The following is a 26,622-nucleotide window of genomic DNA, read 5'->3' as shown; positions in this document are numbered from 1 at the left end:
AACCCGGATGCCGGCGATCCGGTGCCGCCATAGCCTTCGTCCATGCTGGTTTCCCGGACCGCCACCGCCACCGCCACCACCGCCGCCACCGGCACGCTCGTCCTGGTCGCGCTGCTCGCCTCGGCCGGCTGCGACGGCGTCGCCGAGCAACGCCTCACCTACAACCGCACCGAGGATGTCAAGATCACCGAAATCGAGGTCTCGCCGGGCTCCGGGGACGTGGTGGTACGCACCGGAGCCGTGGAGAACGTCCGGATTGAGCGCGTGGTCCAGTACCGGGGCGGCCAGCCCGACGACGCCACCTACCGGATCGAGGGGACGAAGCTCTTCCTGGACACCGACTGCGGACGGCACTGCGGGGTGTCGTACGACATCCTCGCCCCGGCCGGCGTCACGCTGCGCGGCGAGAACGGCTCCGGCAACGTCACCCTGACCGCGCTGGCGGAGGTCGACATCAGGGTCGGCTCCGGGCACATCTCGGTGACCGACGCCAGCGGCCCGGTCCGGGCCGAGACCGGCTCCGGGAGGATCACCCTCAGCCGGCTGCCGGGGCCGGTCTCCGCGCGGGCCGGCTCGGGGTCGATCGAGGGCCGTTCGCTCGGTGCCGGGAAGGTGTCGGCGCACACGGGTTCCGGCAGCATCGAGCTGACCCTCGCCGCCGCCGGTTCGGTCCAGGCCAGCGCGTCGAGCGGCTCCATCGACCTGACCGTGCCGGCCGGCGACTACCAGGTGCGGGCGCACGCCGACTCGGGCGGCACCGATGTGCGGGTGCGCAACGATCCGGCCGCGAAGGACGTGCTCGACCTGGAGACCGGCAGCGGCAGCATCACTGTCCGCGCGAGCTGACGCCGCCTCGCTCGCCCGCCGTAGGCCGAGCCGTGTGGTCGGACGGAACGGCGGGGCCAGCAGGTGGCAGGGCGGCTGGTCGGCGGCCGGTGGGTGGGCGGCCGGCGGGTGGTTGGGCGGCAGGTGACCGGGCGGCAGCGGCGATCGGGCCGCCGGGCAGCAGGCAGGGCGGGCGGCGGGCGGCCAGGTCCTCCACCCAGCCGAACAGCATGACCGCGCCCGCCACCAGCACGGCGACGGCGGCCAGCCGCGCCGCCAGGCCGAGCGCGGACGAATGGGCCAGCCCCAGCCCGGAGAGCAGCGCGTCGACGGCGATCACGAAGGGCATGTGCCAGAGGTAGATGGTCAGTGCCCGACTGTTCACCACCGTCACCGCCCGACGCAGCACCGCCCGGCGATCGACCCAGGCCACCGACGGTGGCGCCAGCCCGAGCACCAGCAGCACGAACGCGAACGACCAGAGCGCGTTGCCGGCCGGTACGTCGTTCAGGTCGTAGCCGCGCGGCCCCTGGTGCGTGAAGATCCACGCTGCGCCGAGCGCGGCGGTGGGCAGGGCGATCGCCACCATCAGCCGGCGGGACATCCGCCGCAGCATCCCGTCGTGCTGGGCGAAGCCGAGCAGCCAGGCCCCGAAGTAGAGCCCGAAGTCGCGCAGCACCCCCGGCGCCTCCGGGTAGCCGAACTCGACGACCGCCAGCAGCAGGTACGGCGCCAGCACCGTCGGCACCGGCCAGCGGCGGAACAGCCAGTAGGCCGGCGGCGAGACGAGGACGAACCAGAGGTAGTCGCGCAGGTACCAGACCACGCTGAGGACCAGCGCGCCCCAGGTGTTGGCCGGCGGATCGGCCAGCGGCAGCACCCAGAGCGCCAGCCGCCAGGACGGGACCAGGCCGGTGAGCAGCATGGCCGGCACGAAGATCGCCGCCACCAGCCAGAGCGACGGCAGCAGCCGGCGCAGCCGGCGCCCGATCGCGGCGGCACCGCCACGCTCCAGCGAACCGGCCATCAACGCCCCGCCGAGCGCGAACATCAGCGACATGGCGGGAAACGCCAGCGTGAGGAAGGCCCAGTGGGTGACGTGGTAGACGACGACGCGGACGATGGCGAGGCAGCGGAGCAGGTCGTAGTACCGGTTTCGCATCAGCCTGGTCTGTCGACGGAAGAAGGGGACGAATTGTCTTCCTACCCCTTGCCGCCGGGCGGGTATAGCAACAACCGGAGGATTTTTAGCTGAACCCTCCCGGAACAGACGGCAACGTCACGGACGAAAGCTCGGCATCCGGGTCGGATCAGGCGTTCAGCCGCCTCCGGAGCTGCTCCCGGAGATCCTCCGGGGCCTCCTCGACCGCCAGCAGCCGGGGCAGCAGCTCCGGCTCGGACATCCAGGCCCGGAATCCCTCGGCGACGGTCACCCCGTGCTCCGGCCGGTGCAGCACCGTCACCTCGTCACCGGCCCGCACCTCCCCCGGCCGCAGCACCCGGAGGTACGCACCCGGCCGCGCCTCCCGGGTGAACCGCTTCAACCACCGCGGGATCCCCATCTTGAGCTGGAAGGTCGCACACGGGATGCGGCCGAAGGTCGTCTGTAGCACCAGCTCGGATCCGATCCGCCACTGCTCACCGATGACCGCGCCGTTCACGTCGAGCCCGACGGTGGTGAGGTTCTCCCCGAAGACGCCGTCGGCGAGCGGACGACCCAACTCCGCCTCCCACCAGTCGTAGTCCTCCCTGGCGTACGCGTACACCGCCTGGTCGTCGCCGCCGTGGTGCCGTACGTCGAAGATCTGGTCGCCGACCAGGCCGCTGCCCAGCCCGACGGTCTTCGGTCCGGGCGCCCGGACCGGCACCGCCCCGTCCACCGGACGCTTGTTGATGCCGGTGACCCCGACCTCCTTGGCGCTGTTCGGCTCGGGAACGGCGAGGTTGACCGAGAGGATCTGTGCCATGGAACGCACCCTAGCGGGCGCACTCTTCGAGCCTCGTCGATTTACGAGCAGCTGGCGGGCACCGCCGTCGATCAGCGCCGTTCCCCGACGGGGTACCGGCAGAACTGGGCACCGATCAGCCCGCTGGTGGCGATCTCATCGTCGAGCGGGCGCACCCGGTCGGCGTAGCGTTCGGCGTCGTCGGTGGGCTCGTACCCGATCTCCCGCCCCTCGACCAGCGACCACCAGCGCCGGCTGTTCCGGCTGATCCCCCAGAGCACCCGGAACCCGGACGCCTCCGCCCGCAGGCATGCGTCGACCAGCCGGGCGCAGTCGCCCGGGGAGAGCCAGTTCTCCAGCCCGCTGAGCCCTGGCGGCTCCGGAAAGCAGGCACCGAGCCGCAGCGCGAAGACGGTCATGCCGAACCGGTCCGCGTAGAGGCTGCCGAGCGACTCGACGGCCGCCTTGGACCAGCCGTAGTAGGTGTCCGGACGCGGCGGCGCCGCCGCCGGCACCCCGTCCGGGCCGGCCGGCGCCGGCACACCGGGCGGGTCCGGGCTGCTGCCCTCCCGGCGGTAGCAGCCGGCCGCGTGGATCGAGGAGGCGAGCAGCACCCGGGGCACCCCGGCCCTGCGGGCCGCCTCCAGCAGGTGCTGCGTGCCGACCACGTTGACCCGGAGCAGCGCGTCCCACGTCTCCTCGGTGGGGATCCCGGCGAGGTGCAGGACGGCGTCGACCCCGGTGCAGGCCGCGACGAGCGCCGCCGGATCGGCGAGGTCGGCACGGACGATCTCCACCGGTTCGCCGGGCGCGGCCGGGCGCTGCTCGGCGACGTCGAGCAGCCGCAGGATCCGCCCCGGACCGGCGAGCCGGGGCCGGAGCAGGCTTCCCACCCGACCGGCCGCGCCGGTGACCAGCACCCGTACCGGCATCCGCGGCCCTCGTCCCTTGTCCCTGGTCCCTGGTCAGAAGCCGAGTTTGCGGAGCTGCTTCGGATCCCGCTGCCAGTCCTTGGCCACCCGCACGTGCAGGTCGAGATAGATCCGGGTGCCGAGCAACTCCTCGATCTGCTGCCGGGCCCGGATGCCGACCTCCTTGAGCCGGCTGGCCCGGGCCCCGATCACGATCGCCTTCTGGCTGGACCGCTCCACGTAGACATCGGCGTAGATCTTCGTCAGCCGATCCTCGGGGATCATCTCCTCGACCACCACGGCGATCGAGTGCGGCAGCTCGTCCCTGACCCCCTCCAGGGCCGCCTCCCGGATCAGCTCGGCGACCAGGACCTGCTCCGGCTCGTCGGTGAGCATGTCGTCCGGATAGAGCTGCGGCGAGGCCGGCAGGTAGCCGGTCATCACGTCCACCAGGGTCTCCACCTGGTGGCCGGAGACCGCGCTGACCGGCACCACCTCGGCGAAGTCGCCCAGTTCCGCGACGGCGAGCAACTGCTCGGCCAGCCGCTTCCGGTCCACCAGGTCGGTCTTGGTCACCACCGCCAGCACCGTGGCCTTCAGCTCGGCCAGCTCGCCGGTGATGAACCGGTCGCCGCGTCCGATCGGCTCGTCCGCCGGGATGCAGAGGCCGATCACGTCGACCTCGCTCCAGGTCTGCCGGACCAGGTCGTTGAGGCGTTCGCCGAGCAGCGTACGCGGCCGGTGCAGCCCGGGGGTGTCCACCAGCACGAGCTGTGAGTCCGGCCGGTGCAGGACGGCCCGGATCACGTGCCGGGTGGTCTGTGGCTTGCTCGAGGTTATGGCGATCTTCTGCCCGACGATCGCGTTGGTCAGCGTCGACTTGCCGGCGTTCGGCCGCCCGACGAAGCAGGCGAAGCCGGCCCGGTAACCGTATTCCGTCCGGCGGCCCGCCCGGTCACCGCCCCGACGGCTCCCCTGGTCGCCGGCCTGCGGACTCGCCGGCTGACCGCCCTGCGGACTCGCCGGGTGACCGCCCTGCGGACTCGCCGGGTGGCCGCCCTGGGGCGCGGTCACTCCAGCACCGTGCCGAGCAGGGTGCCGTCCGGAGCGGCGACATGGATCGGGGCGTCGGCGGCAAGGTCGCGGACGGCGGCGTGGCCGGCACCATCCAGCGTCGACGCCTCGGTGACCACCGCACCGGCCTCCAGCCGGGTGGCGCCGGCCGCGACCGCCGAGGCGACCGCCAACTGCAACGCGGTGACGGTCAGCGACGGCAGCGAGACGCTGGCGGCGGCGTACGTCCGGCCGTCCTGGTCGCGTACTGCCGCGCCCTCGACCGCGCCGATCCGGCCCCGGGCACCCCGGGCCAGGACCACCAGCTTGGCGTCCTCGGCGGTCAGTTCGCCCCCGCCCGTCGGGGTGTGCTCCCGGGACGGGACGGTGGCAGGTGAGCCGGACGGCTCAGGCATCGGCGGGCTGCCTCTCCTCGGCCCGGGAGTGCTGCTCCCGGGTGCTCTCTGTGCCCCGCGGCTCGGCCTCGGCGGGGGTCTGCGGTTTCTCCTCGGGTGCGTCCGCCTCGCTGACCCGGTGGACCAGCACGGAGTCGATGTGGTTGCGCCGGCCGGTGGTGCCCTCGGCGATCAACCGCAGCCCGGCCACGTCGGCAGAGGCGCCGGGCAGCGGCACCCGGCCGAGGGCCTGGGCGAGCAGCCCGCCGACCGTCTCCACCTCGTCGGCCGGCAACTCGACGTCGAAGATCTCGCCGAGATCCTCCACCGGCAGCCGGGCGGTGACCCGCACCTGGCCGTCGTCGAGGCGCTCGACCGGCGGGCGCTCGACGTCGTACTCGTCGGTGATCTCGCCGACGATCTCCTCCAGGATGTCCTCGATGGTGACCAGCCCCCCGGTGCCGCCGTACTCGTCGACGACGATCACCATGTGGGTGCGGGCCGCCTGCATCTCGGAGAGCAGGTCGTCGACCGGCTTCGACTCGGGCACGAAGGTGGCGGACCGCATCACCTCGGAGACCGGCCGCTCGGTGGCGGCGGGGTCGTCGCCCTGGGTCTGCCGGATCACGTCCTTGAGGTAGAGCACCCCGAGCACGTCGTCCACGCTCTCGCCGATCACCGGGATCCGGGAGAAGCCGGAGCGGAGGAAGAGCACCAGCGCCTGCGGCAGCTTCTTGTGCGCCTCGATCCAGACCATCTCCGTACGCGGCACCATCACCTCGCGGACGATGGTGTCACCGAGCGCGAAGACCGAGTGGATCATCTGTCGTTCGCCGTGCTCGACGACGCCGCGCTGCTCGGCGAGGTCGACCAGCTCGCGCAGCTCGACCTGGGTGGCGAAGGGCCCCTCCCGGAAACCCCGCCCCGGCGTCACCGCGTTGCCGATCAGGATCAGCAGCGAGGCGAGCGGGTTCAGCACCCGGCCCAGCCAGCGGACCAGCGGCGCGGTGACCCGACCCACGGTGTAGGCGTGCTGCCGGCCGATGGTGCGCGGCGCGACCCCGACCACCACGAAGCTGACCACGGTCATCGCACCGGCGGTGACCAGGGCGGCGGTCCAGCCGGCGCCGAAGGTGTCGACCGCGACGAGCGCGACCAGGACGGTCGCGGTCAGCTCGCAGAGCAGCCGCAGCAACAGCAGCAGGTTGATGTGCCGGACCGCGTCGGCGGCGACGAGCTGCAGGGTACGGGCACCGCGTACGCCGTCGCGGGCCAGCTCGCCGGCCTGGGCCGGGGAGACCGCGGCCAGCGCGGCGTCGGCCATCGCGAATATCCCGGCGAGCACCACGAGCCCGGCGGCGAGGAAGAGCAACTGGAGATCGGGTAGGCCGCCCGGGGCACCGGCGGAGGACGCCAGGGACGCGGGCAGCGCGGCTAAAAGGTCAGGCATCACTGGGTCCGCGTCGCACGCCAGCTGTCCAGGAGCCGCGCCTGTAGCGCGAACATCTCCCGTTCCTCCTCCGGTTCGGCATGGTCGTAGCCGAGTAGGTGTAACACGCCGTGCACGGTCAGCAGGTGCAGTTCGTCGGCGGCCGAGTGCCCGGCGGCAGCGGCCTGCTTGGCGGCGACCTCCGGGCAGAGCACGATGTCGCCGAGGAGCGCCGGCTCACCACCGTTGACCTCGCCGGGCCCGTGGTCGACACTCCCCTCGTCCATCGGGAAGGCGAGCACGTCGGTCGGCCCGTCGCCGCCCATCCAGCGATGGTTCAGCTCGGCCATGTAGTCGACGTCGACGAGCAGCACCGACAGCTCGGCGAGGGAGTTCACTCCCATCTCGTCGAGGGCGTGCCGGGCTACCGCGAGCACCGCGTCGGTGTCGACGCTCGTCCCCGACTCGTTGGCGATCTCGATGGACAACTGGTTCCCCTGTTGAGCTGTGTGTCCCTGCACTTGTCGGCCGCTCTAGCGGCGCCGGCCGGCCCGACCGCCGTGCGCGGTCCGTCCCGGTACGGCGTGCACGCCCTGGCCCTGCTGCGACTCCCGCTCGGCGTCCCAGCGGGCGTACGCGTCCACGATGTCACTGACCAACCGGTGCCGCACGACGTCGGAGCTGCCGAGCTGGGCGAAGTGCACGTCGTCGACGTTTTCCAGGATGTCCCGGACCGCCCGCAGCCCGCTGGTCGTGCCACCGGGCAGGTCGACCTGGGTGACGTCACCGGTCACGACGATTCTGGAGCCGAAACCGAGCCGGGTGAGGAACATCTTCATCTGCTCCGGCGTGGTGTTCTGCGCCTCGTCGAGAATGATGAACGCGTCATTGAGGGTGCGACCCCGCATGTATGCCAACGGCGCGACCTCGATCGTCCCGGCGGCCATCAGCTTGGGGATGGAGTCCGGGTCGAGCATGTCGTGCAGCGCGTCGTAGAGCGGGCGCAGGTAGGGGTCGATCTTCTCGTAGAGCGTGCCCGGCAGGAAGCCCAGCCGCTCGCCGGCCTCGACCGCCGGCCGGGTCAGGATGATTCGGTTCACCTGCTTGGCCTGGAGGGCCTGCACGGCCTTTGCCATCGCCAGGTAGGTCTTGCCGGTGCCCGCCGGGCCGATGCCGAAGACGATGGTGTGCCCGTCGATCGCATCGACGTACCGCTTCTGGCCGAGGGTCTTGGGGCGGATCGTCCGGCCGCGCCGGGAGAGGATGTTGAGCGTCAGCACCTCGGCCGGGCGCTCGGCGCCGCCCTGCTCGATCATGCCGAGAGTACGCCGCACGGCGTCGGTGGTCAGCGTCTCGCCCTTTTCGATCAACTCGAGCAGCTCGGTGAAGAGCCGCTCGGCGAAGGCGTTGTCGCCTGGGGAACCGGTGATGGTGATCTCGTTCCCCCGGACGTGCACGTCGCTGGGGAGCGACCGCTCGATCAGCCGCAGGATCTCGTCGCCCGCGCCGAGCAGGTTAACCATGATCTTGGAGTCAGGAACCGTGATCCTGGTCTGCACCCGGGTCTGCCCGGGGGGTGGAGTACCGGTCATGGGTCGGGCCCGAGGCCCTGTGCCACCTGCTTCCGATCTCGGTGCCGCGCTGTCGCGGGAGCTTTCCCGGCTGGTCGCACGGCGTGCGGACGTTGAGGTCATCGTATCCGTTCAACGCCGACGGCACGCTCTCCATTTCCGCCAGTCTTCGCCCCGCTGACCAACTCGTCCCCGGATGGGGCGTTGGGAGGGGCCCCCGCATATACAGAAAGAGATAAGCGGGGGCCCTTCCTTGCACCCGTCATGGCGCGCGGAAGTCGAAACGGTCGAAGGTTTCCTGGGCGCGGGTGAAGCGGTAGGTGGCCCAGTGCATCGTCACCACCTCGCCCCGGTCGTCCCGGGTCAGCCGGAGCAGCTCCCCGACCTCCCGGCCGGAGACCGTACGCAGCACGTCCGGCCGGTCCGGCAGCGACTCGAAGACCGCCGGCGGCCGGCCGGCCGGGTCGGCCGCGCCCCGGGCCCGCAGGGTGCCGTCCCGCCACGAGAAGACGTACTCGTAGCCCTCGCCCCACCACCGCCCGAGCAGCCCTCGGTAGGGCTCTGGCGCCGGCTCGCCCGGCGTCCACGGCGTGATGTCGGCCGGATCGTCCCGGGCCGAGGCGGTGAGGAGCTGGTGCGCCAGCTCGTTCACCGCGGCACCCGTGCCGGAGGAGCCGAGCACGGCGCAGCCCATCGCGCCCGGGGCGCCGGGGCCGCCGCGCCGGCCGTAGACGCTGGCCAGGAAGCCGGGCATGGCACCGTCGTGCCCGACGTGCACCGTCCGTTCGGCGGCACCGGGCCGTTCGGCGGCACCGGAGCGGTCGACGGGAGCGGAACGGTCGACGGGAGCGGAGCGGTCGCGCTGGGGCAGCAGGATCAGGCCCAACCCGAAACCGGCGGCCCAGAGCGACTCGTCGGTCACCGTCACCGGCCAACGCATCTCGTCGAGGGTGGCCGGCCGGAGCACCGCGCCGGCCGGATCGATCGCGGCCGGGTCGACCAGGAACGCCGCCCAGCGGGCCATGTCGGCGGCGGTGCTCCAGAGCTGGGCGGCGGGCCCGACGGCGCCGAGGTCGGTCTCCGGCTCCGGCCGGGCGTGGTCGGAGTAGGCGTCGACCAGGAAGCCGGTCGCGGCGCCCGCCGGAGGGGCCGGACGGGTGTCGGCGAGCCCGAGCGGACCGAGTATCCGCTCGGCGACCACCTCCGCCCAGGTACCGCCGCGCAGCCGGGCGGCGGCCTGGCCGAGCAGCGCGACACCGAGGTTGGAGTAGTGGAACCGGCGGGCCGGCGGCAGCACCCGCTCGGCCCGGTCCAGGCCGGCGAGGAACTCGTCGAGTTCGGGGGTACGCAGGGTGTCCCAGATGTCGCCGTACGGCTCGCGCTGTATTCCGGAGGTGTGCGACAGCAGCCGGCGCACGGTCAGCTCTCCGTGTGCGGGCAGATCGAGGTGCGCCCCGACCGGGTCGTCCAGGTCGAGCAGGCCGTCGTCGCGGCACTGCAGGACGAGTACGGCGGTGAAGGTCTTGGTCACCGAGCCGATCCGGAACGCCGTGCCGGGGCCCAGCGGGGCGTCGTTGCCGGTCGTGCCGACCGTGCAGGTCCAGAGCGGCCGGTCGGCCCGGTGCAGCGCGGCCGAGACCGCCGGGATGCGCGACTCGGCCTGTGCCTGCCGGACCAACCGCTCGAACTGCCGGTGCACCTCGGTCACGGTCGGGCCAGCATCGGCCCCAGCGGCGCACCGCCGACCACGTGTGCGTGCACGTGGAAGACCTCCTGGCCGCCGTACGGGCCCGTGTTGAAGATCAATCGGAAGCCGTCGGCGAGCAACCCCTCGCTCTCGGCCACCACGGACGCCGTCTCCAGCACGTCGCCGGCGAGTCGGGAATCGGCCTGGGTCAGGGTCGCCACGTCGACATAGTGCTCCTTCGGGATCACCAGCACGTGCACCGGCGCCTTCGGGTCGATGTCCCGGAAGGCGAGGGTGGTGTCGGTTTCCCGGACGACGGTGGCCGGGATCTCGCCCGCGACGATCCGGCAGAACAAGCAGTCGTTCTCCATCATCGGCATCGTAGGGGCTACCGGTGCCGGATGCGTGCCCGGCATCATGACCGGGTGGCTGGACGAGCGGTGCTGGTGACGGGGGCGTCCCGGGGAATCGGGCGGGCGGTGGCGACGGCGTTCGCCGCTGGTGGCGATCGGGTGGCCGTGCACCACCGCGACTCGACACCGCTGGCCGAGCAGCTCGTCGCGGCCCTGCCCGGCGAGGGGCACGTGGTGGTCCGGGCCGACCTCGCCGACCCGGAGCAGGTGCGCGCGATGGTCGACGACGCCGCCACCCGGCTCGGCGGGCTCGACGTCCTGGTGAACAACGCCGGGGTCTTCGGAGCCGCCGACGCCGGGCACCCGATCTTCGACTCCTCATACGAGCAGTGGCAGCAGCAGTGGCGCCGCACCCTCGACGTCAATCTGCTCGGCGCGGCGAACACCATCTGGTGCGCGGCTCCGCACCTGCGGGAACGGGGTGGCCGGATCGTCAACGTCTCGTCCCGGGGCGCGTTCCGGGGCGAGCCGACCCAGCCGGCGTACGGCGCCAGCAAGGCCGGGCTGAACGCGCTCGGTCAGTCGCTCGCGGTGGCCCTGGCCCCGTACGGCATCGCGGTCGCCACGGTCGCGCCCGGCTTCGTCGAGACCGACATGACCAACGAGCACCTGAAGGCGCCCCGTGGCGACGAGATCCGGGCGCAGAGCCCGTTCCACCGGGTCGCCCGGCCGGAGGAGATCGCCGCCGCCGTGCACTGGCTCGCCTCGCCGGAGGCGGAGTGGGCCTCCGGCACCATCGTCGACCTCAACGGCGCCTCCTACCTGCGCACCTGACGCCGCCCAGCACCGCCTGGACGCCGCACCGGCGCCGGCCACCGGACGCTGTCACGGGCGGCCCACGTCTGCGGCTGGCAGGATGATCGATATTTGGCCGGCGGCGGAAGGGGCGACGATGACGGCGGACCGGCGGGACGAGGCGACGACCGGCGGGGACGAGACGGTGACCGGCAGGGACGAGACGGTGACCGGCAGGGACGAGACGGTGACCGGCAGGGACGAGACGGTGACCGGCAGGGACGAGACGGTGACCGGCAGGGACGAGGCGGTGATCGAGCGGGCGCTCAGTGCCCTGGACCTGGAGACCAAGGTGCGGCTCCTCTCCGGCCAGGACTTCTGGACGCTCCCCGCCGTGCCCGGGATCGGGCTCGACCCGCTGGTGATGTCGGACGGCCCGATCGGGGTACGCGGCGTCCGCTGGACCCCGGACGACCCGTCGATCGCCCTGCCCAGCCCCACCGCGCTCGCCGCCACCTGGGATCCCGAGCTGGCCCGGCAGGCCGGACGGCTGCTCGGCGCCGAGTGCCGCCGCAAGGGGGTGCACCTACTCCTCGCCCCCACCGTCAACCTGCAGCGCAGCCCGCTCGGCGGCCGGCACTTCGAGTGCTACTCGGAGGACCCGCTGCTCACCGCCGCGATCGGGATCGGCTACGTCACCGGCGTGCAGGAGACCGGCGTCGGCGCCACGGTGAAGCACTTCGTCGCCAACGACTCGGAGACCGAGCGGTTCACCGTCGACGTCCGGGTCTCCGAGCGGGCGCTCCGGGAGCTCTACCTCGCCCCGTTCGAGCGGATCGTCGCCGCCGGGGTGTGGGCGGTGATGGCGGCGTACAACGGGGTCAACGGCGCCACCATGACCGAGCACGCAGGTCTGCTCCGGGACCTGCTCAAGGAGGAGTGGGGCTTCGACGGGGCCGTCGTCTCCGACTGGACGGCGGCGCGCAGCACCGAGGCGTCCGCGAACGCCGGGCTCGATGTCGTGATGCCGGCCGCCGGCGATCCCTGGGGCGACGCACTGGTCGCCGCCGTCCGCGCCGGCACCGTCGCCGAGAGGGAGGTGGACGACAAGGTACGCCGGGTGCTCCGGCTCGCCGGCCGGCTCGGGCTGCTCGACGGCGTACCCCCGGCGGTGGACCCGGCCCGGCGACCGGTGGCGCCCGACGGCACCGCCCTGGCGCACGCGGTGGCGGTCCGCTCCTTCGTGCTGGCCCGCAACGACGGCGGGCTTCTGCCGCTCGACCCCGGCCGGCTCCGCCGGGTGGCGGTCCTCGGCGCACTCGCCGACGACGCCCGGATTCAGGGCGGCGGCAGCGCCCTGGTCTCGCCGCCGCACGCCATCTCCCCGCTCGCCGGACTGACCGCCGCGCTCCCCGAGGCCGAGTTCCGGTACGCGGTCGGCGCCGACCCCCGGCTCCGGTTGCCGGCCGCCGGCGGCGTGGCGTGGACGCCGATCACCGCGACCCTGCGCGACGCGGACGGCCGGGACCGCTACCGGGCCGAACTGGACCGGGCGACGGTGCGCTGGATGGGCGACCTGCCGGAGGGGCTTCCCCTGGCCGAGCTGGCCAGCGTCGAACTCGCCGCCACGCACACGCCGCTGGCCGGCGGCACCGCCCGGCTCGCGGTCGAGGGCTTCGGGCTCTTCACCCTCACGGTGGACGGCACGGAACTCTTCGACGGCCCGCTCTACGACCCGGCGGAGGAGCCCGGCACCGTCTTCCAGGCCGGCGTCGAGCGCCGGTTCGAGCTGCAGGTCCGGGCCGGCGAGCCGGTCGAGGTGCGGCTCACCCGCCGCCAGGTCGAGGGCGAGCACCCCGGCTTCGTGTCGTTCACCCTCGGGCACGCCGAGCCCGTCCCGGCCCCGCCGGGCGGGACCGGTGACCCGGCCGACGCCCTGCTCGACGAGGCGGTCCGGGTGGCCGCCGACGCCGACGTGGCGGTGGTGGTGGTCGGCACCACCGAGGAGGTCGAGTCGGAGGGCTTCGACCGGAGCACGCTGGCGCTGCCCGGCCGGCAGGACGAGCTGGTCCGCCGGGTCGCGGCGGCCAACCCCCGGACGGTGGTGGTGGTCAACTCCGGCTCGCCGGTGCTGATGCCCTGGGCCGACGAGGTGGCCGCGATCCTGCTCACCTGGTTTCCGGGCCAGGAGGCCGGGGTGGCGCTCGCCGACGTACTGCTCGGGCGGGCGGAGCCGGGCGGACGGCTGCCCACCACCTGGCCGCGCCGGGCCGAGGACTGCCCGGCGCTGGAGACGACCCCGGTGGCCGGGACGCTGGAGTACGCCGACGACGTCTTCGTCGGCTATCGCGGCTGGCGCGCCGAGCCGCTCTTCCCGTTCGGACACGGGCTCGGCTACACCGACTGGGCCTACGACTCGCTCACGGTCGAGGCGGGATCGGCGGGACCGCAGCGGCCGGACGGACCGGTCGCGGTGGTCACGCTCCGGAACACCGGCTCCCGGCCGGGCCGCGAGGTGGTGCAGGTGTACGTCGGCCCGGAGGCCGCCGAGCCGGACCGCCCGGTCCGCTGGCTCGCCGGCTTCGCCGCTGCCGAGGCCGCCCCCGGCGGGACCGTCACCGTCCGGGTGCCACTCCCCGCGCGGACATTCCAGGTCTGGGAACCGGACGGCTGGCGGCTCCGCCCCGCCCGCTACCGGATCGAGGCGGCACACAACGTCGCCGACATCCGCCTGAGCAGCACCACCGACATCTGACGGATGTTAGGAGGGGGCCCTTCTTCTACAGAAAACGATAAGAAGGGGCCCTTCCTTTCACCAGCGGCCGAGGCGGGTGGCGAGGACGGCGAGCGCGGCAACCCCGGCGGTGGAGGTACGCAGCACCTCGGGCCCGAGCCGGACCGGTACGGCACCGGCCGAGGTGAGGGCGGCCAGTTCGGCCGGGGAGATCCCACCCTCGGGGCCGATCACCAGCACGATGTCGCCGGTGCCGGGCAGCTCGGCGGTGCTGAGCCGGGCCTCCGCCTCCTCGTGCAGCAGGAAGCCGGCGGCGGCTCCGGTGATCCGGCGGGCGACGGTCCGGGTCGGCTCGGCGGGTGCCTGTGGCGTGCCGGAGACCGCCGGCAGCCAGGGCCGGCGCGCCTGTTTGGCCGCCTCGCGGGCGGTGGCGACCCAGCGCTCACGGGCCCGGGTGCCCCGGTCGCCGCGCCACTGCACCACCGAGCGCTCCGCCGCCCAGGGCACGATCTCGTCCACCCCGACCTCGGTCATCGCCTGCACCGCCAGCTCGGCCCGGTCGCCCTTGGCGATGCCCTGCACGACGACGAGACGCGGGTCGGGCGGGTCGGCGTACCGGCGGGTGGTGACGGAGGCGGTCAGGGTGCCCCGGCCGACGGCGGTGACCACGGCGGCGACGGTGCCGCCACGTCCGTCGGCGAGCAGCAGCTCCTCGCCGGTACGCAGCCGCTGCACCGTCGCGGCGTGGTGCCCCTCCGGGCCGTCGAGGGTGACGAGGTCGCCCGGCGGCAGCGACTCGACCAGGAACAGCGGTGCGCTCACGGCGAGGAGGTTAGCGGGTCGACCGGCCGGCGCGGCCGCCCGACCGGCCGGCGGGTCGTCCCGGCCGGCCGGGACGGCGGGTCAGCCGTGGCCGTTGAAGGCGTCGCGCATCCGGGAGAAGAAGCCGCCCTGCTTGGTCAGCTCGGCGACCTCCTCGCCCCGGGTCTTGGCGAACTCGCGCAGCATCCGCTCCTGCTCGGCGTCGAGCTTCGTCGGGGTGCGCACGTCGAGGTGCACGTAGAGGTCGCCCCGGCCGGTGCCACGCAGGTGCGGCACGCCCCGGGCCCGCAACCGCAGCGTCGAGCCCGGCTGGGTGCCCGGCTTGACGTCGACCGGCTCCTCGCTGTCCAGCGTCTTGATCGTCAGCCGGGTGCCGAGTGCGGCGGCGGTCATCGGCACCGTGACGCGGCAGTGCAGGTCGTCGCCCTTGCGGGAGTAGACGTCGTGCGGGCGCTCGTGGATCTCGACGTAGAGGTCGCCGGCCGTACCGCCACCGGGGCCGACCTCGCCCTGCTGGGCCAGGCGGATCCGCATGCCGTCCTCGACCCCGGCCGGGATCTTGACGGTCAGCGAGCGGCGGGTACGCACCCGGCCGTCCCCGGCACAGGTCGGGCAGGGGTGCGGGATGACGGTGCCGTAGCCCTGGCAGACGGTGCACGGCCGGGACGAGACGACCTGGCCGAGGAAGGTGCGCTGCACCGACTGCACCTCGCCGCGCCCGCCGCACGCCTCGCAGGTGGCGAGGTGGGTGCCGGGGGCGGTGCCGGCGCCGGAGCAGGTGGTGCAGAGCACGGCGGTGTCCACCGCGATCGGCGCCTCCACCCCGAACGCCGTCTCCGGCAGGTCGAGTTCGAGCCGAAGGATCGCGTCCGCGCCCGGCCTGGTCCGCGGGCGCGGCCCGCGGGAGCCGCCGGCGGCGCCGAAGAACGCGTCCATGATGTCCTGGAAGCCGACGAAGGGGCCACCGGCGCCACCCGGGCCGGCACCTGGCCCGGCACCGGGGGCCAGCGGGTCGCCGCCGAGGTCGACGATCTGCCGCTTCTGGTCGTCCGAAAGGACTTCGTACGCGGCGTTGATGTCCTTGAACTTCTCGTGTGCCTCCGGATCCGGATTCACGTCCGGGTGGTACCGCCGCGCCAGCTTGCGGTAGGCGCGCTTGATGTCGTCGTCGGAGGCGTCCCGGCTGATGCCGAGAATCCCGTAGTAGTCCTTGGCCACTGCGTTCCGTGTCCTCATGTCTGTCTCGCGTTACCGTCCGCCGGTCGTCGTCAGGTGAGTGCGGTGGTCTCGTCAGGTGAGCTTGGTGGTCACTGCGCCAGCACGTCGCCGACGTAGCGTGCCACGGCCCGCACCGTGGCGATGGTGCCCGGATAGTCCATCCGGGTGGGCCCCAACACGCCGAGCCCGCCGACGATGGTCGTACCCGGACCGTATCCGGTGCTGACCACCGAGGTGGCCCGAAGGTTGTCGATCTCGTTCTCGTCGCCGATCCGGACCTGGAGCGTGTTCGGCTCCACCTCGCCGATCAGCTTGAGCAGGATGACCTCCTCCTCGAGCGCCTCGAGGATCGGCCGCAGCGAACCCTGGAAGTCGAGCAGGCCACCCCGGGTGAGGTTGGCGGTGCCGGCCAGCGCGATCCGCTCCTCGTGCCGCTCGACCAGCGTCTCCAGCAGGACGGTGGCGAGCGTGGTCATCGCCGGGCAGAGCCCGGGGACCGCCTCGTCGACCAGGGCCTGGACCAGGGGCGGGGTCTCGGCGAGCTTCCGGCCGCCGAGCCGCTCGTTGATCAGCCGGCGCAGCTCGGTGACGTCGTCGGCGCTGATCGGCGTGGGCAGCTCGACCAGCCGCTGCTCCACCCGGCCGGTGTCGGCGATCATGACGAGCATCAGCCGGGTGGTGGAGATCGGCACCAGTTCCAGGTGCCGGACGGAGGAGCGGGCCAGGCTCGGGTACTGCACGACGGCGACCTGCCGGGTGAGCTGGGCGAGCAGCCGGACCGTACGGTGCACCACGTCGTCGAGGTCCACCGCACCGACCAGGAAACGCTCGATCGCCCGCCGCTCGGCCGGGGTCAGCGGCTTGACCCGGGAGAGCCGGTCCACGAAGAGGCGGTAACCACGGTCGGTGGGGACCCGGCCGGCACTGGTGTGCGGCTGCCGGATGTAGCCCTCCTCCTCCAGCACGGCCATGTCGTTGCGGACGGTGGCCGGCGAGACGCCGAGCTGGTGCCGCTCGACGAGGGCCTTGCTGCCGACCGGTTCCTGGGTGGCGACGTAGTCCTCCACGATCGCGCGCAGCACGTCGAGCTTGCGGTCGTCGAGACCCATCCTCACCTCCCTGCGACGTCCCGGCCCCGGCTGGGCGAAACGACCGGGGCGACCACGACGGTCGGGCCACGGAATCCCCTGGCACTCGACTGTAGCGAGTGCCAGTCTACGACCAAGACGTACCCGACGCGATGATCGTTTGGATGGGCTATCCGAACCCGGACAACAGGCTTGCCAGCACACCCTACCCCGGTCGACCTAGCAGGTACGGTCGGCTATTGTCCAGACTCGATCCGAGGGGTGGGTGGCGCCGCTTGTCCCCGCCCCCTACCGTGACCGCATGACTGAACCACCTCGCCCTCCTGGTGAGTACGGCGGCCAGCCCCACGACCCCACCGCCCCGATGTCTCCGGGCTCGTACTCGACGCCCGGCGAGGGATACCCGCCGCCGCCCTCGGCACCCCAGTACGGCGCATCCGACACTCCCCCGCCGACCTCCGGCGGCGGCACATACCCGACCTCCGGCGGCGGCTACCAGCAGCCCGGCGGCTACCCGCCGCCCGGCGGCTATCCCCCGCCCGGTGGCGGCTATCCGCCCCCCGGTGGCCAGCCCCCGGGCGGCGGCTACCCCGGTGCCGGCTACCCACCGCCCGGCAACCCGTACGGCGGCCAGGCCCCGGCCGGCTACGCCAACGACGACGAGAAGACCTGGGCCCTGATCGCCCACTTCGGCGGCATCGTGGTCGGCTTCCTCGCCGGTCTGGTCGCGCTGCTGGCCAAGGGCAACGAGTCACCGACCGTCCGCGCCCACGCGGTCGAGGCGCTCAACTTCCAGATCACCTGGGGCATCATCTCGATCGTCTCGTTGATCATCGGCATGTGCACGATCGTGCTGCTCTTCCTGCCGTTCATCGCCTGGGTGGTGGTGCTGGTCTTCTCGATCATCGCCGGCATGAAGGCGAACGAGGGTGTGCTGTACCGCTATCCGATGACCATCCGCATGGTCAAGTGAAGGAGGGGGCCCTTCTTATCGTTTTCTGTATAAGAAGGGCCCCCTCCTAACAAGTCAGGGCAGCACAAGTCAGGGCAGCAGCTCCCGGGCCACCGCGTCGGCGAGCAGCCGGCCCCGGAGGGTGAGCACGGCCCGCCCCGTCGCGTACGCGGACCCGTCCAGCAGGCCCGCCTCGTGGGACCGGGCCGCACCTGCCCGCCCCTGGTCGTCGAGGGTGGCCAGCGGCAGTCCGGTGGCGAGCCGGATCCGCAGCAGCACGTCCTCCACCCGCCGCTCCTGCGCCGACAGCACCTCCCGGGCCTGTCCCGGCGAGGAACCCGCGCCGAGCCGGGCGGCGTAGCTCGCCGGATGCTTCACGTTCCACCAGCGGACCCCGCCGACGTGGCTGTGCGCGCCCGGTCCGAGACCCCACCAGTCGCCGCCGGTCCAGTAGAGCAGGTTGTGCCGGCAGGCGGCGTCCGGCGTCCGGGCCCAGTTCGACACCTCGTACCAGGAGAAGCCGGCCGCGTGCAGCGCCGCCTCCGCGGCCAGGTAGCGGTCCGCCGCGACGTCGTCGTCCGGGTACGGCAGCTCGCCGCGCCGCATCCGGGCGGCCAACCGGGTGCCGTCCTCGACGATCAGGGCGTACGCGCTGACGTGGTCCACGCCCGCCGCCAGCACCGCCGCCAGCGACGCCGCGAAGTCCTCGGCACGCTCCCCCGGTGTCCCGTAGATCAGGTCCAGGTTGACGTGCGCGAACCCGGCGTCCCGGGCCTCCCGGGCGGCCTCGGTCGCCCGGCCGGCGGTGTGCCGGCGGTCGAGGATCGCCAGCACCGCCGGGGTGGCCGACTGCATGCCCAGGGAGATCCGGGTGTAGCCGGCGGCCCGAAGCTCCTTGAGCGAGGCCGGGGTCACGGACTCCGGGTTCGCCTCCGTGGTGACCTCGGCGTCGGTGGCCAGCCCCCAGGTCCGGTCGATGCCGTCCAGGATCCGGGCGAGGTCGTCCGGGGGGAGCAGGGTCGGCGTACCGCCGCCGACGAAGACCGTGTCGACCCGGGGCGGCGGCCGGTCCGCCAGCACCCGGCCCGCGAGGGAGAGCTCGGCGAGGACCTGGTCGGCGTAGCCGTCCCGGCCCGCCGCGCCGCCGAGTTCGCTCGCGGTGTAGGTGTTGAAGTCGCAGTAGCCGCAGCGGCTGGCGCAGAAGGGCACGTGGACGTAGACACCGAAGCCGCGGTCGCCGACCGTGGCCAGGGCGGCGTCGGGCAGCGTCCCGTCGACGGGTACGGGCTCACCCGCTGGGAGCAGACCAGGCATGCGACTAGTGTGCCGCCATGACCTCACCACCGGATCCGCTCGTCCGGGTCTCCACCACGCATGGCGTGACGACTCTCACCCTGGACAGCCCGCACAACCGCAACGCGCTCTCCAGCGTGCTGCTCGGCCAACTGCTCGACGCGCTGGGCGCGGCGGCGGCCGACGACGACGTCCGGGTGGTGGTGCTCTCGCACACCGGCCCGGTCTTCAGCTCCGGCGCCGACCTGAAGGAGACGGCGGCGGCGTACCGCGAGGGCACGGTGCCGGTGGCGATGCTGGGTGACGTACTCGCGGCGATCTGGGAGTGCCCGAAGCCGGTGGTGGCCCGGGTCGGCGGGCCGGTCCGGGCCGGCGGCCTCGGCCTGGTGGCGGCGGCCGACATCGCGATCTGCGCCCAGGAGGCGACCTTTGCCTTCACCGAGGTACGGCTCGGGGTGATCCCGGCGGTGATCTCGGCGACAGTGCTGCCCCGGCTGCAACCCCGGGCCGCCGCCGAGCTCTACCTGACCGGGGACACCTTCGACGGGCGCCGGGCGGCCGAGATCGGGCTGGTCACCACGGTCACCACGGCGGAGGCGCTGGACGAGACGGTCGCCTCCTACTGCCTGGCCCTGGTCCGGGGTGCGCCCGGTGCGCTGGCCGGCGCCAAGGAGTTGCTCCGGGCGGCGGGCGGGCGGCGGTACGACGCCTCGGCGGAGAGCTTCCGGGCCGACCTGGCACGGCTGCGCGACCTGTCGGTCCGGTACTTCCACTCCGAGGAGGGCCGGGAAGGAGTCACCGCGTTCGGCGAGAAACGGGCCGCTCGCTGGGTACCCCCGGGAAGCTGACCGCCGTACCGGCCGGTCGGCGTTGGCAACCGCTCCGGAACTTTGGGTCGCCGAAGTAGGCTGTGTCCGACTATCGAGCAGGGGGTGGCGGGTGCAGACTCGGGGCATGGTTGCGGCGGGCCTGGCGCTTGCGGCGGTCGCCGGCTTCGGCCTCTACCTGGGCGCCCGCGAGGTCGGGCCCAGCCTGCCGATACCGAGCGCGGCGCCCGGCTGCGTGGTCGAGGCAGACGGGCGGGTCAAGCTGAACGCCGAGCAGATGGCGAACGCGGCCACCATCGCCGCCGTCGGCGTCCGGCGGAACATGCCGGAGCGGGCCGTGGTGGTGGCCCTGGCAACCGCGTTCCAGGAGTCCCGGCTGCGCAACCTGGCCGGCGGCGACCGGGACTCGATCGGGCTGTTCCAGCAGCGCCCGAGCCAGGGGTGGGGCACGCCGGAGCAGATCCGGGATCCACGCTACGCCGCGACCAGGTTCTACAACGCGCTGAAGAGGGTCCGCGGCTGGGAACAGATGGAGGTCACGGTCGCGGCGCAGAAGGTGCAGCGGTCGGCCTTCCCGCGCGCCTACCAGCAGTGGGCGGACGAGTCGGAGGTGCTGACCCGGGCCCTGCTGGGCAACGCCACCGGCGCGGTGGCCTGCACGGTGGGCCGGCAGCCGGCGATGCGCGGCGACGCGGCCACCGCCGCGCTCACCGCCGGGCTGGAGCTGGACTGGGGCCGGCTGGAGACGTCGGCTCCGATCGAGTCGACCGGGCTGGCGGTGCCGACGACCGATCCGCGGGTGGGCTGGCGCTACGCCCACTGGCTGGTGTCGCACGCCGATGATCACGGGGTGAAGGCGGTGCGCTTCGGCGACCTGCAGTGGACGGCGGACGGCGGGGCCTGGTCACAGGTCGAGGACGTGACGCCGACGCCGCACCAGGTGGTCGCCGAGGTCTTCGCGGACTGAGCCGAGGTCTTCGCGGACCGAGCCGAGGGCGACCGGACCGATCCGGAGGTCGCCCGGACCGATCCTGCGTCGATTCGGTTGCACGCCTGCAGTTTCGATAACCCGCAGTGATTGCACAAACGGGCAAAGTCGGATCTACTCCCCAGTTTGCCGACCAGACGGTCACGCCGGGTGATGCGTCGACTTCCGTGCGTACCCCTGGACGATCTACGTCGATACGCCGGCCGAGCGTCCGGATGCGGGTCTTGCGGAGAGGGTTACGATCGGCAGCCTGTGTGTCCAGAAAGAGTTTCACCCTATGGGGAGGGGAAGCGGTGTTCGACTACGGCGGCTTGACCGGATACGAGCCGATCAGTGACACGGACCGCAAGGAGTTCCACGAGCAGGGCTTCCTGTTGCTCCGCAACGTCCTGACCGAGGATCACCGTGCGGCCCTGGAAGCGGCGGTCGACCGGGTCTACGCCGAGGAGAAGGCGGCCGGCAACACCACCAAGGACGGCACCCTGCACCTGCTGGGCTTCCTGGAGCGGGACGAACTCTTCGGCGATCTGCTCACCCACCCGATCGCGTTCCCCTACATGTGGGGCCTCGCCGGGTGGAACATCTACACCCACCACAACCACCTGGACGTCACGCCACCGGCTCTGGAGCCGGAGAAGCCCTACTGGGGCTGGCACCAGGACGGCTACCGGCAGAACTCGGACCCGGAGACGATGGATCCGAACGTGCCCCGGCCGATGTTCTCGCTCAAGGTCGCCTACGTGCTCTCCGACCTGTCGGAGAAGGGGCGGGGAGCGACAAAGGTCATCCCGGGCAGCCACCTGTGGAACTCGCTGCCGCGCCCGGCCGACCTGACGGTGCACAACCCCGACCCGGAGGGCACCGTCGAGATCACCGCCAACCCCGGCGACGCCTTCATCTTCGACCGGCGCCAGTGGCACTCCCGGTCCACCAACCTCTCCACCGTCACCCGAAAGATGCTCTTCGTCGGCTACACCTACCGGTGGATCCGGCCGCTCGACGAGCTGCACCCGGACAAGGACGGCACCTGGTACCAGAACCGGACCCCGGTACAGCGCCAGCTGCTCGGCGAGGGTACGCACACCGCCAACTACTGGGGCATCAACTGGAACGGGTACGTCGACGACGAGATCCCGTTGCGCAAGGAGCTGAAGGAACGCGGCCTGCTCGACCGCAGCATCCCCTGGCTCCGCTGACCCGCCGGATCGGCCGGTCCCGCCCTCGAGAGCTGCGGGACCGGCCGATCGCAACCCCTCCGGCTCGCGCCGACAGCTCCGCTCCGGTTCGGAAAGGCCCCGCACCGGCGATCGGACAAGGTACGCCGGAAGGGCCGGCCGGTATCCCTTCCGTCCCGGGCACGGGACCATTGCCCGCCGGGTGAAGCGTATAACCCTGGGTAATCTCCTGGCTCGTATCGGCGATCGATCCGGCCTCGCGGAAGTGCCGGCGCGCAGGCCGGATTATTCTCGGAGGGCGATACCGCCGGATAGCCGAGGCAGCGGCCAGCCGCCGGTTCTTGTGGCACCATAATGGGCCCGCTAACGCGACTGGACAACCACGTTATTCACGTTCGGCCCGACACCTGGCCCGCCGTTCGGGCCTGCCGCCGCCCGGTGCTCCTAGGCCAGTCGACCGGACATCCGGTAGACGTCCACGAGCAGCGCCCAGAAGTCGTTGTTCACCGGCTGGCCCTCTTCGTTGGTCAGCCGGTGCGCCGGACATTTCATGGTCGGACTCGACAACTCGACCCCGTGCGGCGCGACGCTGCCGAACCGGATTCTCTGCTGCCCCGCTGGCCCGACGGCCCGGAACTTGTCAAAGCCGATCCGGAACGCTCCACGTACGATGTCCGCGACCGTGAACCTGGGGTGCTGGATCTCCGTCGCGTCCCCCGTCAACTGCCGCATCCGGGCCGTCTCCTGTTGGTCGTGCAGGACGGAGAGACTGGCCAGCATCGACGTGCTGCCCCGCAGCGTCTGCTCGAGGGCCTCCCCGGACAGCCCCAGGCACTCCCGCCCGTACGTCAACGCGGACTCCAGGCAGATCAGGGCCTCCAACAGGGCGAGGCTGATGTTGCGCTTGAACTTGTGTCGCAGCGACGCCGCCAACTCGTCTGCGCCGGCTCCGGGGCGCGGCACGAGTTGGTCCTCCCAGACGACCGCCGTCCGGTGCTCGGCGACCACCGCGAGGGCGTGCTCCAGGACCGGCGACGGGTGGGCGAACAGGTCGTCGACCAGGCCCCGAAAAAGCTGGTCGAGCCGCTGGAGATTGTCGACGAGATCGCGCCCTGGTGCCGTACGGCGCAATTCTGTCAGCGCCTCGGAATCCCGCAGCACGGAAAACCACTCTTCGACCAGGGGGGTGTACGCCTCAAGGTACAACGCGACCTTGGGATGCCGGTCCGAAACCTGTTGAGGTGACACCCTGACGCTTCCTGAGAGAGAGCCCACAGACACTTACAGAGCGTAACATGGAGAGATCATTTAAGCAAATGTGAGTAAACGTCTCAACTGTAGGTGACGAAAGCCGGTCGATCACCACAGTCGATCGTGCGGCCGTGGAGAATTTAGCGGTTTACGGCAATCTGCGCCAGGCCCGCCGGTATCGATCCGTGCCGGCCGGCCCCGGAACGCCAGCAGGGGCGCCGGCCGAGTCGGCCGGCGCCCCTTGCTACCGGGAGCGGGGTGCTCAGTACCGGCTGACCCGGCGACGGCGGCCGACCCCGGCCACCAGGGCCACCGCGATGGCCGCCAGCACCACCTGGACCAGGAGCTCCATCCAGTCGATGCCCGGTGTCACGGTGGCAATGCCGGCGGCCCGGGCGATGACCGTACCGAGCAGCGCGGCACCGACACCGATGAGCATGGTCAGCCAGATCGGCATGTCCTGGCGGCCCGGAACGACCAGACGACCGAGAGCGCCGATGATGAGACCGACGATGAGCGCGGTGATGATACCCCAGACGGTGAATTCCACGGCCGTCCTCCTTCGAATGTGTCACACGTTGGCGTGGTGACTGCTAGATTCCCGGCCGTCGAAAAACTCAAACCGGCCTAGCGACCCAGACGCCGCGCCGCGGCCCGAACCGCCGCATCCATCGTGGGAAAGGCCAGCGGGGGCGGATCCACCAGGGAAAACCAGGCCAGCCCGGTCGACTCCGCCGGGTTGAGCACGATTCGTCGATCGTCCAGGCTCGCCAGGAAGAAGATGTCGAGCACCGGCAGGACCTCGTCCTGGAATTCGTAGCTGCCGATGTACATGCCGAGCTGGTCGCCGAGGATGACCGTCACCCCGAGTTCCTCCCGGGCTTCCCGCATCGCGGCCTCGGCCGGGTGCTCCCGACCGTCGCAGAAGCCGCCCGGCGTCTCCCACCGCCCGATCATCGGTTCCGCCGCCCGCCGCAGCGCCAGGAAGCGCGGCCCGTCGGAACCCGGTCCGCCGCCGGAACCGGATCGGCCGCTGAGACCGGAGCCACCACCGGCACCAGCCCCACCATCGGCACCAGCGCCACCATCGGCACCAGCCCCACCGCTGGTAGCGCATCCGTCGCTGGCGGCGGATCCGCTGCTGGTCGCCGGGTCACAGTCCAGGATGACCAACCCGACGGTGGGTCGGGCGTTGACGAAGAGCTGGTAGCGGCACCCGGTGCAGGTGGCCGGCGGAGGGCCCGGCAGCGGTGCCGCGCACCGGGGGCAGAAGGCGGCCCCGGGGCCGTACCCCCGGGGCGTCACTTCCGGCCGCCGCCGCCCTTGCCGCCGTCGCCGGAGTCGCTGGTGGAGAGGGCGGCGATGAAGGCCTCCTGCGGCACCTCGACCCGGCCGACCATCTTCATCCGCTTCTTCCCCTCCTTCTGCTTCTCCAGCAGCTTGCGCTTCCGGGTGATGTCACCGCCGTAGCACTTGGCCAGCACGTCCTTGCGGATCGCCCGGATGGTCTCCCGGGCGATCACGCGGTTGCCGATCGCCGCCTGGATCGGCACCTCGAACTGCTGCCGGGGGATCAGCTTCTGCAGCTTCGCCGCGATCGACACGCCGTAGTTGTACGCCTTGTCCTTGTGCACGATCGCGCTGAACGCGTCCACCGGCTCGCCGTTGAGCAGGATGTCGACCTTGACCAGCTCGGACTGCTGCTCGTCCGAGGGCTCGTAGTCAAGCGAGGCGTAGCCCTTGGTGCGGCTCTTGAGCTGGTCGAAGAAGTCGAAGATGATCTCGGCGAGCGGCAGGGTGTAGCGCAGCTCGACGCGGTCGGCGGAGAGGTAGTCCATTCCCTTCAGCGAGCCGCGCCGCCCCTGGCAGAGTTCCATCACGGCACCGACATAGTCGTTCGGGGTCAGCACGGTGGCCCGGACCACCGGCTCGTACACCTCGGCCACCTTGCCGGTCGGGTACTCGCTCGGGTTCGTGACCGTGACCTCCTTGCCGTCCTCCAGCATCACCCGGTAGACCACGTTCGGTGCCGTGGAGATCAGGTCGAGGTTGAACTCGCGCTCGAGCCGCTCTCCGATGATCTCCAGGTGCAGCAGGCCGAGGAAGCCGCAGCGGAAGCCGAAGCCGAGCGCGGCAGAGGTCTCCGGCTCGTAGCTGAGGGCGGCGTCGTTGAGCTTCAGCTTGTCGAGCGCGTCCCGCAGCGCCGGATAGTCCGAACCGTCGATCGGGTAGAGCCCGGAGTAGACCATCGGCTTCGGATCCTTGTAGCCGCCGAGCGCCTCGGCCGCCGGCCGGGTGTTGATCGTGACGGTGTCGCCGACCCGGGACTGCCGGACGTCCTTCACGCCGGTGATCAGATAGCCGACCTCGCCGACCCCGAGCGCGCCGGCCTTCTGCATCTCCGGGGAGATCACGCCGATTTCGAGCAGTTCGTGCACGGCGCCGGTCGACATCATCTTGATCTTGTCGCGCGCCTCGATCCGGCCGTCGACGACCCGGACGTACGTCACCACACCCCGGTAGACGTCGTAGACGGAGTCGAAGATCATGGCCCGTGCCGGGGCCTCCGCCTCCCCCACCGGCGGGGTGAACTGCCGGACGATCTCGTCGAGCAGGTACGGCACCCCCTCGCCGGTCTTGCCGGAGACCCGGATGCAGTCGCCCGGGTCCCCGCCGATCAGGTGCGCCAGCTCCTCGGCGTACTTGTCGGGCTGGGCGGCCGGCAAGTCGATCTTGTTGAGCACGGGGATGACGTGCAGGTCGTTCTCGAGCGCCAGATAGAGGTTGGCCAGGGTCTGGGCCTCGATCCCCTGGGCGGCGTCGACCAGCAGGATCGCCCCCTCGCAGGCGGCGAGCGACCGGGACACCTCGTAGGTGAAGTCCACGTGCCCAGGCGTGTCGATCATGTTCAGCACGGCCTGCTGGCCCTGCTGTTCGCCCTCGCGCACGGTCCACGGCATGCGGACCGCCTGGCTCTTGATCGTGATGCCGCGCTCCCGCTCGATGTCCATCCGGTCGAGATACTGGGCGCGCATCTGCCGCTCGTCGACCACACCGGTGAGCTGCAACATCCGGTCGGCCAGCGTCGACTTGCCGTGGTCGATGTGGGCGATGATGCAGAAGTTCCTGATGCGGCCGGGTTCGGTGGCACCAGGAGTGTTCGCGCCGGAGTCGGGCGTCGGTGGCACGGCGATCCGTTCTGCTTGGCTGACGACGATGGGCTTTCTATGTTCCCATGCCGCCCGGAAGCGCCCGGCCGAGGCCGCCGGATCACCACCGCGAGTTCCGTCACCACCGGGCAGCACGCAG

Annotated in this window: 25 protein-coding genes; 7 read left to right on the top strand and 18 right to left on the bottom strand. The window is 72.0% G+C overall.

All coding sequences use genetic code 11. The features are described from left to right. Positions 1-42 precede the first annotated feature (42 nt). Positions 43-846, top strand: coding sequence for a DUF4097 family beta strand repeat-containing protein (locus ACN28C_RS13000; protein ID WP_422773725.1), 804 nt, complete (start codon positions 43-45; stop codon positions 844-846). On the opposite strand, the gene ACN28C_RS12995 is transcribed toward ACN28C_RS13000, so the two are convergent. The 10 genes from ACN28C_RS12995 to ACN28C_RS12950 form a co-directional block, all read right to left on the bottom strand. Continuing rightward, entirely contained in the window at positions 827-1,987 is a 1,161-nt protein-coding gene (locus ACN28C_RS12995) for an acyltransferase family protein (RefSeq protein ID WP_422773724.1), read from the bottom strand. The genes ACN28C_RS13000 and ACN28C_RS12995 overlap by 20 nt on opposite strands. A gap of 148 nt (positions 1,988-2,135) precedes the next feature. After that, positions 2,136-2,792: an MOSC domain-containing protein gene (locus tag ACN28C_RS12990; protein ID WP_422773723.1), complete on the bottom strand. Its 657-nt coding sequence runs from the start codon at positions 2,790-2,792 to the stop codon at positions 2,136-2,138. A 71-nt stretch (positions 2,793-2,863) separates the two neighbouring features. Then, complete coding sequence (locus ACN28C_RS12985) at positions 2,864-3,703, bottom strand: NAD-dependent epimerase/dehydratase family protein (RefSeq protein ID WP_422773722.1); 840 nt, start codon at positions 3,701-3,703, stop codon at positions 2,864-2,866. A 33-nt stretch (positions 3,704-3,736) separates the two neighbouring features. Beyond that, entirely contained in the window at positions 3,737-4,756 is a 1,020-nt protein-coding gene (gene era / locus ACN28C_RS12980) for a GTPase Era (RefSeq protein WP_422773721.1), read from the bottom strand. Next, complete coding sequence (locus ACN28C_RS12975; protein ID WP_422773720.1) at positions 4,753-5,151, bottom strand: cytidine deaminase; 399 nt, start codon at positions 5,149-5,151, stop codon at positions 4,753-4,755. The genes era and ACN28C_RS12975 overlap by 4 nt, the downstream gene beginning before the upstream one ends. Further along, positions 5,144-6,580, bottom strand: coding sequence for a hemolysin family protein (locus ACN28C_RS12970; protein WP_422773719.1), 1,437 nt, complete (start codon positions 6,578-6,580; stop codon positions 5,144-5,146). The genes ACN28C_RS12975 and ACN28C_RS12970 overlap by 8 nt, the downstream gene beginning before the upstream one ends. After that, on the bottom strand, positions 6,580-7,047 hold the full coding sequence (ybeY, locus tag ACN28C_RS12965; protein WP_422773718.1) for an rRNA maturation RNase YbeY: 468 nt from the start codon (positions 7,045-7,047) through the stop codon (positions 6,580-6,582). The genes ACN28C_RS12970 and ybeY overlap by 1 nt, the downstream gene beginning before the upstream one ends. Before the next feature lie 45 nt (positions 7,048-7,092). After that, complete coding sequence (locus ACN28C_RS12960) at positions 7,093-8,151, bottom strand: PhoH family protein (protein ID WP_422773717.1); 1,059 nt, start codon at positions 8,149-8,151, stop codon at positions 7,093-7,095. A gap of 241 nt (positions 8,152-8,392) precedes the next feature. Continuing rightward, positions 8,393-9,838 (bottom strand): serine hydrolase domain-containing protein, encoded by a 1,446-nt coding sequence (locus ACN28C_RS12955; protein ID WP_422773716.1) that lies wholly within the window; start codon positions 9,836-9,838, stop codon positions 8,393-8,395. Continuing rightward, positions 9,835-10,191 (bottom strand): histidine triad nucleotide-binding protein, encoded by a 357-nt coding sequence (locus tag ACN28C_RS12950; RefSeq protein ID WP_421494684.1) that lies wholly within the window; start codon positions 10,189-10,191, stop codon positions 9,835-9,837. The genes ACN28C_RS12955 and ACN28C_RS12950 overlap by 4 nt, the downstream gene beginning before the upstream one ends. Positions 10,192-10,242: 51 nt before the next feature. Between ACN28C_RS12950 and ACN28C_RS12945 the strand changes: the two genes are divergently transcribed. After that, a complete protein-coding gene (locus ACN28C_RS12945; RefSeq protein ID WP_422773715.1) occupies positions 10,243-11,004 on the top strand; it encodes an SDR family NAD(P)-dependent oxidoreductase in 762 nt (253 codons plus the stop codon). A 118-nt stretch (positions 11,005-11,122) separates the two neighbouring features. Then, a complete protein-coding gene (locus ACN28C_RS12940) occupies positions 11,123-13,720 on the top strand; it encodes a glycoside hydrolase family 3 C-terminal domain-containing protein (protein WP_422773714.1) in 2,598 nt (865 codons plus the stop codon). Positions 13,721-13,777: 57 nt separating this feature from the next. Here ACN28C_RS12940 and ACN28C_RS12935 read toward each other — a convergent pair whose 3' ends face one another. The 3 genes from ACN28C_RS12935 to hrcA form a co-directional block, all read right to left on the bottom strand. Further along, complete coding sequence (locus ACN28C_RS12935) at positions 13,778-14,521, bottom strand: 16S rRNA (uracil(1498)-N(3))-methyltransferase (RefSeq protein ID WP_422773713.1); 744 nt, start codon at positions 14,519-14,521, stop codon at positions 13,778-13,780. An 81-nt stretch (positions 14,522-14,602) separates the two neighbouring features. Beyond that, the gene (dnaJ, locus tag ACN28C_RS12930; RefSeq protein ID WP_421497418.1) at positions 14,603-15,739 is read right to left on the bottom strand and encodes a molecular chaperone DnaJ; all 1,137 of its coding nucleotides are present in this window, start codon (positions 15,737-15,739) and stop codon (positions 14,603-14,605) included. Positions 15,740-15,828: 89 nt separating this feature from the next. After that, positions 15,829-16,848 carry a heat-inducible transcriptional repressor HrcA gene (gene hrcA, locus ACN28C_RS12925; protein ID WP_422773712.1) on the bottom strand — a complete coding sequence of 340 codons (1,020 nt, stop codon included), beginning with the start codon at positions 16,846-16,848 and terminating at the stop codon, positions 15,829-15,831. A gap of 280 nt (positions 16,849-17,128) precedes the next feature. Between hrcA and ACN28C_RS12920 the strand changes: the two genes are divergently transcribed. After that, entirely contained in the window at positions 17,129-17,800 is a 672-nt protein-coding gene (locus ACN28C_RS12920; protein ID WP_422773711.1) for a DUF4870 domain-containing protein, read from the top strand. 69 nt (positions 17,801-17,869) lie between these two features. Here ACN28C_RS12920 and hemW read toward each other — a convergent pair whose 3' ends face one another. Further along, positions 17,870-19,093 (bottom strand): radical SAM family heme chaperone HemW, encoded by a 1,224-nt coding sequence (hemW, locus tag ACN28C_RS12915; RefSeq protein ID WP_422773710.1) that lies wholly within the window; start codon positions 19,091-19,093, stop codon positions 17,870-17,872. Positions 19,094-19,110: 17 nt separating this feature from the next. On the opposite strand from hemW, the gene ACN28C_RS12910 reads away from it, so the two are divergent. The 3 genes from ACN28C_RS12910 to ACN28C_RS12900 all read left to right on the top strand — a co-directional run bounded on the left by ACN28C_RS12910 (position 19,111) and on the right by ACN28C_RS12900 (position 22,083). Next, a complete protein-coding gene (locus ACN28C_RS12910; RefSeq protein WP_422773709.1) occupies positions 19,111-19,920 on the top strand; it encodes an enoyl-CoA hydratase-related protein in 810 nt (269 codons plus the stop codon). A 106-nt stretch (positions 19,921-20,026) separates the two neighbouring features. Continuing rightward, complete coding sequence (locus ACN28C_RS12905) at positions 20,027-20,866, top strand: hypothetical protein (RefSeq protein WP_422773708.1); 840 nt, start codon at positions 20,027-20,029, stop codon at positions 20,864-20,866. A gap of 314 nt (positions 20,867-21,180) precedes the next feature. Continuing rightward, positions 21,181-22,083 (top strand): phytanoyl-CoA dioxygenase family protein, encoded by a 903-nt coding sequence (locus ACN28C_RS12900; RefSeq protein WP_422773707.1) that lies wholly within the window; start codon positions 21,181-21,183, stop codon positions 22,081-22,083. Between the two features lie 423 nt (positions 22,084-22,506). Here the strand turns inward: ACN28C_RS12900 and ACN28C_RS12895 are convergent, their stop codons facing one another. The 4 genes from ACN28C_RS12895 to lepA form a co-directional block, all read right to left on the bottom strand. Beyond that, entirely contained in the window at positions 22,507-23,310 is an 804-nt protein-coding gene (locus ACN28C_RS12895; protein WP_422773706.1) for a hypothetical protein, read from the bottom strand. Positions 23,311-23,575: 265 nt separating this feature from the next. Next, a complete protein-coding gene (locus tag ACN28C_RS12890; RefSeq protein ID WP_421494695.1) occupies positions 23,576-23,863 on the bottom strand; it encodes a GlsB/YeaQ/YmgE family stress response membrane protein in 288 nt (95 codons plus the stop codon). Positions 23,864-23,940: 77 nt separating this feature from the next. Continuing rightward, positions 23,941-24,618 carry an NUDIX hydrolase gene (locus ACN28C_RS12885; RefSeq protein WP_422773705.1) on the bottom strand — a complete coding sequence of 226 codons (678 nt, stop codon included), beginning with the start codon at positions 24,616-24,618 and terminating at the stop codon, positions 23,941-23,943. Next, positions 24,615-26,501 carry a translation elongation factor 4 gene (gene lepA / locus ACN28C_RS12880; RefSeq protein ID WP_422773704.1) on the bottom strand — a complete coding sequence of 629 codons (1,887 nt, stop codon included), beginning with the start codon at positions 26,499-26,501 and terminating at the stop codon, positions 24,615-24,617. Before lepA ends, ACN28C_RS12885 begins: the two co-directional genes overlap by 4 nt. Positions 26,502-26,622: the final 121 nt, after the last annotated feature.

Origin of the sequence: Plantactinospora sp. WMMC1484 (assembly GCF_049315195.1) — a bacterium.
Taxonomy (GTDB): domain Bacteria; phylum Actinomycetota; class Actinomycetes; order Mycobacteriales; family Micromonosporaceae; genus Plantactinospora.
The sequence above is the reverse complement of the archived record's forward strand: the minus strand, read 5'-3'. Positions and strand labels throughout refer to the sequence as shown.

Excerpts from the sequence above, each read along its gene's own strand:
- ACN28C_RS12950 (WP_421494684.1), bottom strand. The coding sequence starts at position 10,191 with ATGATGGAGAACGACTGCTTGTTCTGCCGGATCGTCGCGGGCGAGATC.
- ACN28C_RS12995 (WP_422773724.1), bottom strand. The coding sequence starts at position 1,987 with ATGCGAAACCGGTACTACGACCTGCTCCGCTGCCTCGCCATCGTCCGC.
- ACN28C_RS12985 (WP_422773722.1), bottom strand. The coding sequence starts at position 3,703 with ATGCCGGTACGGGTGCTGGTCACCGGCGCGGCCGGTCGGGTGGGAAGC.
- ACN28C_RS12960 (WP_422773717.1), bottom strand. The coding sequence starts at position 8,151 with ATGACCGGTACTCCACCCCCCGGGCAGACCCGGGTGCAGACCAGGATC.
- ACN28C_RS12910 (WP_422773709.1), top strand. The coding sequence starts at position 19,111 with ATGACCTCACCACCGGATCCGCTCGTCCGGGTCTCCACCACGCATGGC.
- ACN28C_RS12920 (WP_422773711.1), top strand. The coding sequence starts at position 17,129 with ATGACTGAACCACCTCGCCCTCCTGGTGAGTACGGCGGCCAGCCCCAC.
- ACN28C_RS12905 (WP_422773708.1), top strand. The coding sequence starts at position 20,027 with ATGGTTGCGGCGGGCCTGGCGCTTGCGGCGGTCGCCGGCTTCGGCCTC.
- ACN28C_RS12970 (WP_422773719.1), bottom strand. The coding sequence starts at position 6,580 with ATGCCTGACCTTTTAGCCGCGCTGCCCGCGTCCCTGGCGTCCTCCGCC.
- hemW (WP_422773710.1), bottom strand. The coding sequence starts at position 19,093 with ATGCCTGGTCTGCTCCCAGCGGGTGAGCCCGTACCCGTCGACGGGACG.
- ACN28C_RS12975 (WP_422773720.1), bottom strand. The coding sequence starts at position 5,151 with ATGCCTGAGCCGTCCGGCTCACCTGCCACCGTCCCGTCCCGGGAGCAC.
- ACN28C_RS13000 (WP_422773725.1), top strand. The coding sequence starts at position 43 with ATGCTGGTTTCCCGGACCGCCACCGCCACCGCCACCACCGCCGCCACC.
- ACN28C_RS12940 (WP_422773714.1), top strand. The coding sequence starts at position 11,123 with ATGACGGCGGACCGGCGGGACGAGGCGACGACCGGCGGGGACGAGACG.
- hrcA (WP_422773712.1), bottom strand. The coding sequence starts at position 16,848 with ATGGGTCTCGACGACCGCAAGCTCGACGTGCTGCGCGCGATCGTGGAG.
- ACN28C_RS12990 (WP_422773723.1), bottom strand. The coding sequence starts at position 2,792 with ATGGCACAGATCCTCTCGGTCAACCTCGCCGTTCCCGAGCCGAACAGC.